The organism is Nocardioides sp. IC4_145, from assembly GCF_011250565.1.
Taxonomy (GTDB): Bacteria; Actinomycetota; Actinomycetes; order Propionibacteriales; family Nocardioidaceae; genus Nocardioides.
The window spans coordinates 23,124-37,403 of sequence record NZ_JAANMS010000033.1 but is presented as its reverse complement, the minus strand read 5'-3'; the positions used below and the strand labels follow the sequence as shown (position 1 = coordinate 37,403).

The window sequence follows — 14,280 nt, the reverse complement described above, 5'->3', positions numbered from 1 at the left end:
TGACCGGTCCGGCGGGCTCGCTCAGGTCGGTACGGTGGCGTGGTGAGCGACGCCCCGCTTCTGCGCAACCAGTCCGGCACGGCGCGGGATCGGGACCCGGCGGCGCCGTTGGCCGACCTCGAGCTGGAGACGGCGATCGGCCACAACGCGCGTCGCCTGCGCCAGCAGCACGGCCTCTCCGTCGCCGAGACCGCCGCACGGATCGGGATCTCCAAGGCGATGCTGTCGAAGATCGAGAACGCCCAGACCTCCTGCAGCCTCACCACGCTCTCTCGCTTGGCTACCGCCTTCGAGGTGCCGGTCACGAGTCTGTTCCGCGGCGCGGACATCGAGCGCCCGTCGGCGTTCGTGCGTGGCGGAACGGGGGCGCGGATCGTGCGGGAGGGAACCAAGGAGGGACACGAGTACCAGCTCCTCGGCTCGCTGCGCGGTGAGCACAAACGCCTGGAGTGCCTCATGGTGACGCTCTCGGAGACCAGCGAGACCTACCCGCTATTCCAGCACCCCGGCACCGAGTTCATCTATATGCTCGAAGGCGCGATGGACTACGGCCACGGCCGGTCGGTCCACCGGCTCGAGGTCGGCGACTCCCTGCAGATGGACGGCGAGGGCGCCCACGGGCCGGTGGCCCTCGTCGAGCTGCCCATCCGGTTCCTGTCGGTCATCGCGTTCCCCGACGCCACAGTCTGACCGCGCGCCGGCCGCTGCGACGCAGACGACGGCCGGGTGGGGCAAGCCCCACCCGGCCGTCGTCGTGGTCGTCGTCGTGATCGTGGCTCAGACCAAGTCGTAGGCCCGGTCGCGGTGGAAGGCGGAATCGAGCCCGCCCTCCTCCTCCTCGGGCGAGACCCGGAGACCCATGAGCGACTTGATCGCGAGCGCGATCAGCCCGCTCACGACGGCGGAGTAGAGGAGGACGGCCACCGCCGCCACCACCTGGACGCCGAGCAATCCGAGGCCGCCGCCGTACAGCAGCCCGTCACGGCCGCTCGGCATCGACTCGCTGGCGAGCAGCCCGACCATCACCGTGCCGATGAGACCACCGACTAGGTGGACACCGACCACGTCGAGGGTGTCGTCGTAGCCGAAGCGTTCCTTCAACCCGAGCGCGAGGGGGCACACGGCTCCGGCGACCGCGCCGACCGCGAGGGCGCCCATCGGGGTCACCGCGCCGCAGGAGGGCGTGATGGCGACCAGGCCGGCGATGGCCCCGGACGCGGCACCGACGCCGGTCACGTGACCGTCGCGCTGCTTCTCCACCAGCATCCACGCCAGCATCGCTGCGGCGGTGGCGACGAACGTGGTGAGCATGACGAGCGCTGCACCCTTGGACGCGGCCAGTGCCGAGCCGCCGTTGAAGGCGTACCAGCCGGCCCAGAGCAGTCCAGCGCCGAGCAGGGTCAGCGGAATGTTGTGGGGGCGCGCGGCCTGTCCGAAGGTCGCGCGCTTGCCGAGAACGATCGCCAGAGCGAGCGCGGCCGCGCCAGCATTGATGTGGACCGCAGTGCCGCCCGCGAAGTCGACGGCTTCGAGCTTGTTGACGATCCAACCGCCGACGATGTCGTCGCCGTCGAACGCGAACACCCAGTGCGCGACGGGGAAGTACACCAGCACGGCCCAGGCGCCCGCGAAACCCATCCAGGCACCGAACTTCATCCGGTCGGCGACCGCGCCGGAGATCAGAGCGACGGTGATCGCGGCGAAAAGAGCCTGGAACACAGCGAACAGCGCCGTTGGCATCGTGGCGTCCGCCTCGGCTACCGCGTCGGTCAGCCCCGCCCATTCCGTCGGGTCCCCAACGATGCCAGCGCCTCCGACCGAATCGCCGAAGACCATCGAGTAGCCGAACAACACCCAGAGAACGCCGACGACGCCCACGGCGCCGAACGTCATCAGCATCATGTTCAGGCTGCTCTTGACGCTCACCATCCCGCCGTAGAAGAGCGCCAGGCCAGGAATCATAAGTGTCAAGCCGATGATGCAGCAGAGAATAAATGCGGTTGTTCCTGTGTCCACGTCGTGTCCTTCGAGGAGTGCCGATGTCTCCCTTGAGTGGACGACGTTCATCCACATGCTTCGCGACAACCTTGTTGCTGGCACGTAAACCTTCGGGCCGGCTGGAAGCGCACCTGAGGCAAAGGCCGTCTCGGCCCTCCCGGCGCCGGTGCGCTGCGAGACGGGTCTCTAATGCCGCCCCACGGCGGTACCTCAGGTTCCTGGAATCGGCGCGGTCGTCACCGCAGCGAGCTATTGGGCGGAGGCAGCGCTCACCGCCTACGAGCGGCTCGCCGAGGCCGGCGCGGACGTCGTGGTAATGACGCCCGACGGGCAGGCGCGGAGCATCGACCCCTACAGCCTCGAGCCAATGTTCAACTACCCCGATGAGGGTCGCGACTACTTCGCGTCGGTCTGGCGCACCTTCCGGCCCTTCGAGAACGACATCTGGATCACGCTGCGCCACGCGACGCGGCTCGACCTCGCAGAATTCCGGAGGATCGCCAGACGTCTCGTGATGACCCGGGGAGCTGGCCGGTTGCTCCCATCACACGGTGAAGCACTACGTCGAGCGCCGTGCCGCCGACGGCGCGCTGGACCGCGCCGCGGCGCGGCCGCGGATGATCGATGAGTACCTGCCGAAGGTCGAGGAGTGGGTCGAGCGGTCCCAGGGCAAGGTCCGCGCCGACATCGCACACGAGAAGCTCGTCGCGCTGGACTACACCGGCTCGGAGCGGACCACTCGCTCACCAACCTCCCCGGACATCACAGGTGCGGTGAAGCGGGCTCCTGGACGCGCCAGGTAGCGGAGCCAGGATCGACTCGTCCGTACAAACCGCCGGGCGACAGCGGTCGCCTGGAGGGAGCCTGATCGGTACGCCGCCTCGACTCACGACATATTGCCCCGTCGACACCGCGCCGGATAGTCGATCGGCGTAATCGGGCGTTCGGGGGCGCAGAATCGCTGAATCCGGCATTGACTCCGTTCTGGTGAGCGGTTTACTGTTCCGCGACTCGTACCGATGTGAGGAGCAACATCCATGACTTCCGACCAGATCGACCTGGCTCTGCCCGTCGTGCAGGCGTTCGTAGCGCGGGCTCAGAGCTCGTTCGTACACGGAGAGCGGGTTGCCCACGACGACAACACTTGGTTCGACTCGCTCGATCCCGCGACTGGTCAACCGCTCACTCAGGTGAACGAAGCCGGCGCGGGCGTGGTCGATCACGCGGCGCGTTCCGCCCAGTCGGCGTTCGACTCGGTGTGGGGATCGATGCTCCCGGCCGAGCGTGAGCGCCTGCTGCACCGCCTCGCCGACCTCCTCGAGGCGAACGCCACTGAGCTGGCTCAGTTCGACGCGCTGGAGTCGGGCAAGCCTGTCGCTTCGGTGGAGGCCATCGACGTTGCCCTCGCGGTAGAGCAGTTCAGGTATTACGCGGGTTGGCCCACGAAGCTCCAGGGCGCGACCATCCCGGTCGCTTCGCCTGACTCTCACGTGTACACCCGCCGCGAGCCGCTCGGCGTCGTTGCGGCGATCACTCCGTGGAACTTCCCTCTGTGTCAGGCGGCCATCAAGCTTGCGCCGGCCTTGGCTGCGGGCAACACGGTGGTGCTCAAGCCCTCAGAACTCACTTCGATGTCGTCTCTGCGGCTGGCTGAACTGGCAATGGAAGCCGGCTTCCCGCCGGGTGTTCTCAACGTGGTGACGGGGACAGGCCCGGTAACTGGGCAGGCGCTCATTACCCACCCGTTGATCCACAAGATCTCTTTTACCGGTTCGGAGGCGGTCGGCCGGCACCTCGCTGCGGAGGCAGGTCGCGCACTCAAGCACGTCTCGCTCGAGTTGGGGGGGAAGAACCCCCATGTGGTCTTCGCCGATGCCGATGTAGACAAAGCAGCAGCCTATGCGGCCACAACGGCGTTCTTCTACACGGGCCAAGTTTGCTTCGCCGGCTCGCGACTCATGGTCGAGCGAAGCGCGCTCGACCAGGTCATGGCCACGCTGGAAGAGCACGCACGCGGCCTCGTGATGGGCGGGGGGCTTAGCGAGACCGCCACTATGGGTCCGTTGTCCTCCGAGCTTCAGCGAGAGAAGGTCGAGCGATACCTGCAGAACGCACAGGACTCAAAGGCACAAATCGCCTTCGGTGGCAAACGCCCAGGTGGCGACCTCGCCGCCGGCTACTTCCTCGAGCCCACAGCTGTGCTGGAGCCGGCCGACGACGACGCGGTGGTGGCCGAGGAGATCTTCGGTCCCGTGGTCGTCGTCCAGCCCTTCGACGACGTGGAGGAGCTGGTTTCGCGAGCGAATGCCGGCAACTTCGGTCTGACCGCCGGCGTGTGGACCCGTGACGGGGCCAAGGCGCATTCTGTCGCTGCACGTCTCAAGGCTGGCACGGTGTGGGTCAATACCTATGGCGACTTCAACGCGGCTGCACCCTGGGGCGGGTTCCGGGCCTCGGGCCTTGGCCGCGACTGCGGTCCGGAGGGATTGGACAAGTACCTGCAGACCAAGACGGTGTGGATGGCCTTGTCGTGACCACCGTCGCACAGCCGGCTCGCGCTGCGGGCACCGCAGAACTGACGCGGCAGCGACGCGTATCAGCGGTAGTTCGACGGCAGCAGCGGCTTGTAGTGCAGGTCCATGTACAGCCACACCTCGCTCTCGCTGACGCCGCGAAGGGTGCGGATGTCCTTATCGACAACGGCGAGAAGTTCCTCGCGGTCCCGGCAGACCAGCTCGACCAGCAGGTCATATCGGCCGGCGGTGATGACCAGGTAGGAGACCGCCGAGAGCCTCGTCAATCCTTCGGCGACCTCAGTGAGCCGGTCGCCGGCATTAACGCGGAGCACCATCCAGCCGACCGCCCGGTACCCAAGGCGCAGCGGATTGGCGATGGCCATGACCCGGGTGGCGCCCTGCTCGGTCATCCGCGAAATTCGCTGGCGGATCTTGGTCTCCGACGCTTCAAGCTCAGCCGCGAGCGCCGCGACCGGTGCCCGACCGTCAAGGCAGAGTCTTGCGATAATGCGTCGGTCCACTTCATCAAGTTGAAAGGGACGAATGCCGGCGGAAACCGCACTCGCGGGTCGGTGCCCCGAGAAGCGAGCCTGCTGATACTGCAGCCTCAGGTACGGCAGCACCTCAACGTCTGCCACTCCAGGCAGCGTGCGGATCTCGCTGTCAACGACCCGCTGCAGCTCGGCCTGGTCGGCGCACATCACCTCGGCTTGCACCGCAAATCGACCAGTGGTGCAGGTGACGTAGTCGACCTCGGGCAGGGCCGCAAGCCGATTGGCGAGGGCCGCTGTATCGCCAGCGGTGGCGCCTACCCTGATGCACACCAACGCCATCGATTCGTACCCCAGCATCGCGGGGTCGGTCACCGGCACGATCGTAATGAAGCGGTCCTCGAGGAGACGGGCGACCTTGCGTCGGACGGTCTTCTCGGCGATCCCGGTGGCGCGAGCCATGTCGGCGAAGGACTGGCGACCGTCGGCCTGCAGTAGGTCGATCAGATGCAACTCGACTTCCGTGAGCCCGGATTCCTCCGAAGCGCCGGGCATCACCCGGCGACTAGGCAGGCCCAAGCTCACACCTGACAACTCGGGCACGGCCATGCCCCGAATCGTAGGGGACCCCGTGCGAGCGCCCTCACCCAGCACACGAACCCGAAAGGAAACAACCATGAAGGTAGGACTGCTCCAGGAGGGCGACCTCACCGGTACCGACACCGCCAGCCGCTATCACCAGTTGATCGAGGAGGTCGTCGTCGCCGACCGCCTCGGCTTCTCCACCTGGGGAACCTCCGAGCAACACTTCAGCCCGCCGCGCTTCTCGGTCTCGGCTCCAGAGGTTCTCTACGCCGCAGTCGCGGCCCGCACGCAATCGATCAAGCTGCGGACCATGGCGTCGGTGATGTTGAAGTGGAACCACCCCATTCTTGTCGCCGAGCGGCTCGCGACACTCGACATCGTTTCTAACGGGCGTGCCGAGATCTGCACCGCCCGTTCCAACAACCTCACCACTCTCGCTGCGTTCGGAGTGGATCCGAAGGAGACCCGCGCGCAATGGGAGGACTCCATGGACGTCCTGTCGAAGGCGCTCGTCGACGATGTCCTTGAGCACGACGGACCGGTCTGGCAGATCCCGCCGCGTGAGATCGTCCCCAAGCCAATGAGCCAGCCGCACCCGCCCATTTCGGTCGCTGCCAGCAGCGTCGAATCGCACGGAAACGCCGGCAAGCGGGGGATCGGCGTCATCACCTTCGAAAACTACTTCGGATTCGACTATCTGCAGGAATGCGTCGACACCTACCGCTCCACGTTCGCTGACTCGGACCACAGCACCGTGGCGGCACCCAACGACTACGCCGGCCTCTACGTCGCCACCGCCTACTGCGCCGAGGATCGTGCCGAGGCCCGACGGGTGGCACGCGAGGTAGCCCTCGGCTACTTCGAATTCATCCTCGACCTCTACATCCCGCTGGCCGACAACCCCTCCTACCAATACCTGGACCGCATCAAGGCCCTCGTCGAGAACCGCGACGACCTGGACTGGCTGTGCGAGGAGAGCCCCTCGGTGATGATCGGTGACCCCGACGACTTCGTGCATCGCATCAAGAAGCTCGAGGCGATGGGGATCGACGAAGTGCTGCTTCGGATCGACGGCGTCGGCCACGAGAACATCAAGCGCTCCCTCGAGCTGATCGGCCATGAGGTGATTCCGGTCGTCGACCCGGACCACGCGGCGGCACGGGCATGAGCGAACAGCGCCTGGGCGCGATCGAGCGGACCCTCATAGCTGCCATCGAGCAGCCAAGCCACCAAGGCGAGCCGCTGCGGACAAGCGACTACGTCGCCCTGGCCGTCGTCACCATCCTCGTCCCACTCCTTCTAGTTCTCCTGGGAGCGCTCACATGAGCATCGACAGGAACATCGGCGACGACCGCAGTGTTGCTGCCCGCGAAGAGGCCGTCCAGAACGGTTTCCCACAGCCCCGCGACACCCGTACTTGGGGTCCGCGAGCGATCTTCGGCACCTCGGTGAGCACCGCCATCGCGACCTGGTGCTTCCTTATTGGTGGGTTCGCCGCCTACTACCTGCCCGCCGTCGAGGGGACCTTGGCAATCATCGCCGGCTCGCTCGTGGGGATCCTTTTCATCGTGCTGGCCTGCTTGCCGGTCTGCAGCAAGTACGGCATCGACTCCGTCACCGCCAGCCGGCCCCAGTTCGGCACACGCGGCTCCGTGCTGTCGATGGTGCTGATCTTCGCGTCGACCCTGGGTTGGAACGTCATTCTGTTCATCCTGCTGGGCCGCGCTACCGCTTCAATCCTCGGCGCCTTCGGTGCGTCGCCGGCGTCATGGGTCGTCAACGTCGCCGGCGTACTCGCCGCGCTCGTGGTGTTCGCAATACTCGCTCGCGGCTCGACCGCGGTGCGCGACTTCAGCCAGCCCATCGCAATCGGAGTGCTTCTGCTCGGCGCGCTAGTGCTGGGTCTACTGGTCCGCGAACTCGGCCTCGAATTCATCCTCGACGCCGAACCGGTGTACGCGTGGCCCGACGCGAAGGTCAATTGGGCCAGTGCGATCGAAGTCCTCGTCGCATCCAACCTGTCCTGGTGGGCCTACACCGGTGCAATGGTCCGCAACTCGCCCAGCGCGAGGCAGTCGCTGTGGCCAGTGGTCATCGGCCTCGGTCTCGGTGTCGGCCTTGGATCATTGACTGGGCTCTATGCCGCGCTCGCTATCCCCGACTCGGGGGGCGACCCAACGCAGTTCATGGTCGACGTTAGCGGCCCCGTCGTCGGTGTCATCGTCCTTGCGTTCATCATCCTCGCCAACATCGGTACCGCTGTGGTGGGTGTCTACGCCTCAGTGATCGCGCTGCGCCAGCTACCGGTAATCTCGAAGACGTCGTGGCGGACCTCCGTCGCCATCGCCGTCCTGCCCGCGATCGTGCTAGTCGGCTTCTTCGCGAGCCCGGTATTCGGACGGTTCTCGACCTTCCTGGCATTCCTCGGCGTCTGCTTCGGGCCCGTCTGCGGCATCCAGGTGGTCGACTACTTCATCCTGCGCAAGCAGCGCCTCGACGTCGCTGCCCTGTACGACGACGGACCGGGCACTGCCTACCGGTACTGGGGTGGCGTCAACCCCGTTGGCCTGGTCGCCTTCGGTGCTGGCGTAGCCACCTACATCTATCTGCTCGACCCGGTCACCTATGAGTCTCGTGCGCCGTTCCAGTACCTCACAGCGTCCCTGCCCGCCTTCGTGATGGCCGGCGCCATCTACTGGCTGGGCACGAAGCTTGTGCTCGTCCCGCTCGGCAAGGGCGGCTACACCAACCGGCACACGCCCGCCTCAAGCTCCCTATCGCAGGAGTCCCAGCACCCCAATGCCACGGGGACGGGTAGCGGTTCGGCCACCCCTGTGTCTGACCCGGTTACCGCCGCACAGAGCCCCGAAGCGAGGCCTAACTGATGGCAGCGGAGACCATGTCAGCACGCATCGCAGACGCGTGGGAGCAGGCGTGGAACCACGGGGAAGTCGACGCACTGGACGAGGTGCTCGCCGTCGACTACCGCCGTACCAGCTTGATCGACCCACGCGTGCTGGATCGCGAGGACATGAAACGGACGATCCGGCAGATGCGGGCATCCTTTCCCGACCTCATCACCCGCGTCGATCAGTGCATTGAGGGTCCCGACACGCTCGCCATCCTGTGGCGAAGCTCCGGGACCCACCTGGGTGAATTCGCCGACGTTCCGCCCACCGGCAAGCGAATAGAGGTGGCCGGCGCCTCCTTCTGCCGCATCAAGAATTCGCTAATCACTGACGAAGTGGAGACCTGGGATCCGCGCGACATCCTCGCGACGCTGGGCATCCACTCCCTTCGTAGCGCCCGTGAGAACCAGGAGTTCCTATGACGACCCCAAGCCTCGAGATCGAACCGATGACTGCCGAGAGGGTGAAGGGTTTCCACCGCACCTTCGTCACCGGTGTCACAGCGGTGACCACCCGCGATGGAGCGACGGAAGAGCCGAGAGGTCTAGTAGTGAACGCCTTCTCGGCACTCTCGCTCGATCCGCCCAGCATCGTGGTCTGTGTCCAGAAGACCTCCACCAGCTACCGCCACCTGTTCGCTCGAGACCATCTAGCCGTCAACATTCTCGCTGCGGATCAGGCCGAGGTGGCAAGCCAGTTGGCCAGCAAGGCGCCGGACAAGTTCACCCACATCAGGTGGCGGCCCGCGCCGGCTGGGTCGCCCGTCTTGGACGGAGCAGCAGCGTGGCTGGAGGCCCGCATCACGGAACGGATCCAGTCCTCGACCCACACCATGTTCATCGCCGAGGTGACCGCCGTTGACCACAGCGACCGTGCGCCCCTGCTCTACGCATCTGGCCGCTTCTACGACGGCGGCCACCTGACCGAACTCGGAGAGAAGGACTGATGTACGACGTCTTCGCCATTTACGCCCAGCCCGAAGATCCGGCCGCTTTCGACTCGCACTACGTCTCGGTGCACGCCGCGAAAGTGAGCGCCATGCCGAACCTTCTTGCGTTCGAGTGGGGGCATGTCGACCCGACCGGGCCAGGTGATAACGCGAGCCCATACCTCATCGCGCGCATGACTTTCGCCGACGTTGATGCCGCAGCAGAGGCGATGGCTTCCGACGCGGGGCGTGACGCCGTCGCTGACCTCGCCTCCTTCGCCATGGCCGGCGTGGCCGTCCACAACGTGCCGCGGGGGACGACTCCGAGCTCTTCGTCATGAGCGCCGCGCCCAGCGCTACCGCTCCTGACGGACTCGTCGCCGACCTGGTAGTCCGCGCCGCGACGGTTCTGACGATGGGGTCGACAGAGCTCGAGGGGCCGGCCGCCGTCATCGTTCGCGACGGCCTCGTAGCAGGTGTAGTTCCTGCGGCGGAGGCGACCCGTTACATCGGCCCGGCCACCCGTGTGCTCGACGCCGGCGAACGCACGATCATGCCGGGCTTCGTCGATCCGCACGCTCATGTCGAGGTCGCCTCACGAGTGGCTAGCGAGACCGTCGACTGTCGGGCACCTGGACGGGCGAGCATCGACGACGTGTGCGACACGCTTCGCGAAGCCCTTCCTGACGCGCGGGATGGCTGGATCGTCGGGCAGGCGAACCTGTTCTTCGACCAGAAGCTGCGCGAGCGTCGGCTGCCCAGCCGCGAAGACCTCGACCGCGTTAGCCGGAACACCGCGATCGCGATCAGGGCCGGCGGTCACTTGACGGTACTGAACAGCAAGGCGCTCGAACTCGCTGGCATCACTCGCGACCATGAGGTTGTCGATCACAGCATCACCGGCAAACCGACTGTCCACCGAAGCGACGACGGGGAGCCCACGGGTGTCGTAGCCGAGATGGACAACCTCGTGCCCTGGCCCACGTTGGACGAAGGCGAACGTGCTGCGGCGATGACTCGCGGCATCGCAGACCTCTTCACCAGCCGCGGCGTGACGACGATCGGTGAGATCTCCGAGACCGTTACGGGGCTGCACGCCTACGACGACGCAGTTCGATCGGGCCGCCTGAACTCGAGGATTCTGGTTTACCTGTGGACTCCGGGAACGGTGTCATTGGACCAAGCGTGTGCACACGAAGAGCTTCTCCCGCTCGAGGCGTCACCGGATCGGTTGCGCGTCCACGGGGTGAAGATGTTTGCCGATGGCGGGTACTCCGCGCGGAAGGCAGCGCTCATCGAGCCCTACCTAGACCGGGCCTACGGGCGAGGTGAACTCGCGCTCACACAGCCGCAGGTGGCGACCGCGCTGCGCAGGACACGCGAAGCCGGTCTGCAACTAGCCATTCACGCTAACGGCGACCGTGCGCAGCTCGAAGTTTGCGAAGCACTGATCGCTGTTCGCGACGCTCCCGGCCGTGCACCCCGTACCAGGGTGGAACACGCCGGGAACCTGATGCCGGACTACCATCAACTAACGTCTGCATGGGCTGCTGCCGACATCATTCCGGTCCCACAGCCGGTCTTCATCCACAATTTCAGCGAGTTCATCCCGGGCTATGTCGGGGACTATGCCACTGAACGCCAGTTCCCATTCCGACGACTGATCGACGACGGCTGGGCACTTTCGGGCAGCTCAGACGTTTGGGTTGGCTCCGAGTCATGCCAAACCGAGCCGTTCTTCAGCATCCGCACGTGCGTACAACGACGGACTTTTCACGGGCACGAACTGTCGCCCGAACAAGCCATCAGCATCGCCGAGGCGTTGTGGATGCACACCGTCGGCGGCGCTACAGCGCTCGGGGTGCAGGACACGAGAGGCTCGCTGGAAGCCGGCCGTTACGCGGACTTCCTCATCCTCGATGCCAATCCCATGCACGTCCACCCCGACGATCTCGACCGAATCCAGGTCGACGAGGTGTTCGTGGCCGGGCAGTCAGTTCACGCGCGGAGAAGCGCTCCGCCGCTCACAACCCCGCACCACCTCGCCTGATTCGTCCGCACCTGCAGTCCAAAGACCCGAGGTCGTGGGCTGCGACCTCGATCGCTGGCCTGGCCTGCCGGCAGAACCTTCGCTCGTCCCCCTTGAGAGGAACCCTATGAGCACCTCGACTACTCCTGCCCCGAACGCCGATGCGCTTTCTCGCCTGGTCGGCCTCGACCCTGCCCGGGGGGTGCTGGTCGGCGGCGCCTGCCGGAAGACGTCCCGCACCTTTGACGTCGAGAACCCGGCGACGGGCGAGGTCGTCGCGCAGGTGAGCGACGGAGGCGGCACCGAGGCCACTGCAGCGGTCGACGCGGCCGCGCACGCGTGGGGAGCCTGGCGCAGTCTCGCTCCCCGTGCCCGCTCACAGGTGCTGCGGCGGGCGCACGAACTGATGCTCCGCGACACCGACCGCCTCGCCTGGTTGCTCATGACCGAGAACGGGAAGCCCGAAGCCGACGCGCGGACCGAGGTCACCTACGCCGCCGAGTTCTTCCGGTGGTACGCCGAGGAGGCCGTCCGTCACGACGGGTCCTGGGGCGAGGCGCCCGCGGGCGGCACCCGCTCGATCGTCACCCACCACCCGGTGGGCGTGGCGGCGCTGGTGACGCCGTGGAACTTCCCTGCGGCCATGATCACCCGCAAGGTGGCGCCGGCCCTGGCCGCCGGGTGCACCGTCGTGGTCAAGCCCGCCGAGGAGACACCGCTCACCGCGCTGGCCCTCGCCCGCCTTCTCGAGGAGGCCGGAGCTCCGCCCGGCGCCCTCAACGTCGTGCCGACGACCGATGCCCCGGGCGTGGTCTCGACCTGGCTCGAGGACGAGCGAGTGCGGGCGATCTCCTTCACCGGCTCCACCCGAGTGGGAAAGGTGCTGCTGCGGCAGGCTGCGGACCGGGTCGTGGTCAGCTCGATGGAGCTTGGCGGCAACGCGCCCTTTGTCGTCACCGCCAACGCCGACCTCGAAGCTGCTGTCGCCGGTGCAATGGTCGCGAAGTTCCGCAACGGCGGTCAGGCATGCACGGCCGCCAACCGCTTCCTGGTGCACAGTGCGGTCGCCGCCGAGTTCACCTCCAGGCTCGGCGCGGCCGTAGAGGCGATGCGGGTGGGGCCAGCGCACACGCCCGGAGGGGTCGACGTCGGGCCGCTGATCACCGCTGCCCAAGCGGCCCGCGTCGAGCGGCTCGTGGAGGACGCGGTAGCCCACGGTGCGCGGGTCGCCCACCGGGCCGCCCTACCGCAGGACAGTAGGGGGCATTTCGTGGCACCTACGGTGCTCGCCGACGTGTCGGCCGGTTCGAGCATCGTGGCCGAGGAGATCTTTGGTCCGATCGCACCGGTCGTCACCTGGGACGACGAGGACGACGTTGTGGCCTTGGCCAACGCCTCGGAGTACGGCTTGGCCGCCTACGTGTTCGCGGGTGACCTGCGCCAGGCTCTGCGGCTCGGCGAGGCGATCGACGCCGGGATGGTCGGCATCAACCGCGGCGTCGTCTCCGACCCCTCAGCGCCGTTCGGCGGCGTCAAGCAGAGCGGCCTCGGCCGCGAGGGCTCCCGTGAGGGCCTCCACGAGTTCACTGAGACCAAGTTCCTCAGCCTCGACTGGCCAAGCAGCGGCTAACGCCCGACGGCTGCTGACGAACGGGCAGCGAACCGTCGACCTCCATGGAGGACGGCCGCATTCAGTCACCGAGGGAACGAGGCGCCCCCATGCCCGCACGTCGGCTGCTTGTTCCATTGACCCAGGACCGGTGCCTGGCGAGGCTCGGTTCAGGCGCCCGGCCTGTCGCTCACATTTCGGCTGCCCAAGCTGGTCGTGCGGCTCTCACTTGGCCTTCGTAGCCCGGGCGTCGCCAGGGCCAGGAGAGGTTCGAGAGGGGTTTGTGCGGCTCGAAGCAGCGTTGCCCTCCCGGCTCGACAACAGGACTAGTTCGAGCATCGGAGGAGACGTGGGCACAGCAGAAAGGGGGCGGGTCGTGATCGGGATGGACCCACACAAGCGGTCGGCGACGATCGAGATGATGGCCGCCGAGGAGACGGTCGTCGGCGGTGGCCGGTTTGCCACCGACCGTGAGGGCTACGCCGAGATGCGACGCTACGCCGCCCAGTGGCCCGAGCGGATGTCGGCGATCGAGGGCTGTGCCGGCATCGGCAAGCACATCGCGGTCCTGCTGATCGCCGATGGCGGGCAGGTCGTCAACGTCCCACCCAAGCTGTCCGCGCGAGCACGGGTGTTCACACCGGGTAGGGCCGCAAGACCGACGCCACCGACGCCCACTCGGTCGCGCTCGTCGGCACCCGCATGTCCGGGCCCGCGGCCGGTGGTCACCGACGAACAGTTGGAGGTGCTGCGGCTGCTGGTCGACCGGCGTCGGTCGTTGGGCGAGGAGCACACCCGCAAGGTCTCTCAGCTGCATCAGCTGCTGCTCGAACTGATTCCCGGCGGAGCGAAGCGGGACCTGTCCGCGGCCCAGGCCAGGGCACTACTGGCGAAAGTCCGCCGCATGACGTGATGGGCAAAATCTGCCGCCGGGTCGCCGCTGAGCTGGTCGCGGAGCTCGAGCGGATCTACGCCCGCAAGAAGACCGCGAACAGGAGCTCGGGGAACTGCTCCGGGCGACGGGGACCAGCCTGCTCGACCTGCACGGCATCGGGCCTACCGGTGCCGCCCGGCTGCTGGTCAAGGTCGGTGACATCACCCGATTCCCAAACAAGGCGTACTTTGCGTCCTCGAACGGCACCGCACCCATCGACGCCTCGTCCAGTGACAGGTCCGGCATCCGCTATCCCGCGCCGGCAACCGGCAGATCAACCG

At 66.8% G+C, this 14,280-nt stretch carries 12 protein-coding genes and 1 pseudogene; 11 read left to right on the top strand and 2 right to left on the bottom strand.

The window, feature by feature from the left end; all coding sequences use genetic code 11:
* Positions 1-42: 42 nt before the first annotated feature.
* The gene (locus G6553_RS14265; protein ID WP_347565718.1) at positions 43-690 is read left to right on the top strand and encodes an XRE family transcriptional regulator; all 648 of its coding nucleotides are present in this window, start codon (positions 43-45) and stop codon (positions 688-690) included.
* An 87-nt stretch (positions 691-777) separates the two neighbouring features.
* On the opposite strand, the gene G6553_RS14260 is transcribed toward G6553_RS14265, so the two are convergent.
* On the bottom strand, positions 778-2,073 hold the full coding sequence (locus G6553_RS14260; RefSeq protein WP_242680463.1) for an ammonium transporter: 1,296 nt from the start codon (positions 2,071-2,073) through the stop codon (positions 778-780).
* A 449-nt stretch (positions 2,074-2,522) separates the two neighbouring features.
* Here G6553_RS14260 and G6553_RS14255 point away from each other — a divergent pair.
* Together G6553_RS14255 and G6553_RS14250 are read left to right on the top strand one after the other, a co-directional pair.
* A pseudogene (locus G6553_RS14255) lies at positions 2,523-2,741 on the top strand (IS21 family transposase); the annotation flags it as partial.
* Between the two features lie 294 nt (positions 2,742-3,035).
* Positions 3,036-4,532 carry an aldehyde dehydrogenase family protein gene (locus G6553_RS14250; RefSeq protein ID WP_166194195.1) on the top strand — a complete coding sequence of 499 codons (1,497 nt, stop codon included), beginning with the start codon at positions 3,036-3,038 and terminating at the stop codon, positions 4,530-4,532.
* A gap of 62 nt (positions 4,533-4,594) precedes the next feature.
* Here G6553_RS14250 and G6553_RS14245 read toward each other — a convergent pair whose 3' ends face one another.
* Entirely contained in the window at positions 4,595-5,614 is a 1,020-nt protein-coding gene (locus G6553_RS14245; protein ID WP_166194192.1) for an Lrp/AsnC family transcriptional regulator, read from the bottom strand.
* Positions 5,615-5,681: 67 nt separating this feature from the next.
* On the opposite strand from G6553_RS14245, the gene G6553_RS14240 reads away from it, so the two are divergent.
* The 8 genes from G6553_RS14240 to G6553_RS20735 all read left to right on the top strand — a co-directional run bounded on the left by G6553_RS14240 (position 5,682) and on the right by G6553_RS20735 (position 13,978).
* Entirely contained in the window at positions 5,682-6,758 is a 1,077-nt protein-coding gene (locus tag G6553_RS14240; protein WP_166194189.1) for an LLM class flavin-dependent oxidoreductase, read from the top strand.
* 154 nt (positions 6,759-6,912) lie between these two features.
* A complete protein-coding gene (locus G6553_RS14235; protein ID WP_166194186.1) occupies positions 6,913-8,475 on the top strand; it encodes a cytosine permease in 1,563 nt (520 codons plus the stop codon).
* A complete protein-coding gene (locus G6553_RS14230; protein WP_166194183.1) occupies positions 8,475-8,921 on the top strand; it encodes an ester cyclase in 447 nt (148 codons plus the stop codon). The genes G6553_RS14235 and G6553_RS14230 overlap by 1 nt, the downstream gene beginning before the upstream one ends.
* A complete protein-coding gene (locus tag G6553_RS14225) occupies positions 8,918-9,445 on the top strand; it encodes a flavin reductase family protein (protein ID WP_166194180.1) in 528 nt (175 codons plus the stop codon). Before G6553_RS14230 ends, G6553_RS14225 begins: the two co-directional genes overlap by 4 nt.
* Entirely contained in the window at positions 9,445-9,768 is a 324-nt protein-coding gene (locus G6553_RS14220) for an EthD family reductase (protein WP_166194177.1), read from the top strand. The genes G6553_RS14225 and G6553_RS14220 overlap by 1 nt, the downstream gene beginning before the upstream one ends.
* Positions 9,765-11,477, top strand: a complete 1,713-nt coding sequence (locus G6553_RS14215) for an amidohydrolase family protein (RefSeq protein WP_166194174.1) — start codon at positions 9,765-9,767, stop codon at positions 11,475-11,477. The genes G6553_RS14220 and G6553_RS14215 overlap by 4 nt, the downstream gene beginning before the upstream one ends.
* Before the next feature lie 106 nt (positions 11,478-11,583).
* Positions 11,584-13,086: an NAD-dependent succinate-semialdehyde dehydrogenase gene (locus G6553_RS14210; RefSeq protein ID WP_166194171.1), complete on the top strand. Its 1,503-nt coding sequence runs from the start codon at positions 11,584-11,586 to the stop codon at positions 13,084-13,086.
* A 355-nt stretch (positions 13,087-13,441) separates the two neighbouring features.
* The gene (locus tag G6553_RS20735) at positions 13,442-13,978 is read left to right on the top strand and encodes a hypothetical protein (protein WP_207619788.1); all 537 of its coding nucleotides are present in this window, start codon (positions 13,442-13,444) and stop codon (positions 13,976-13,978) included.
* The last annotated feature ends 302 nt before the right edge of the window (positions 13,979-14,280 follow it).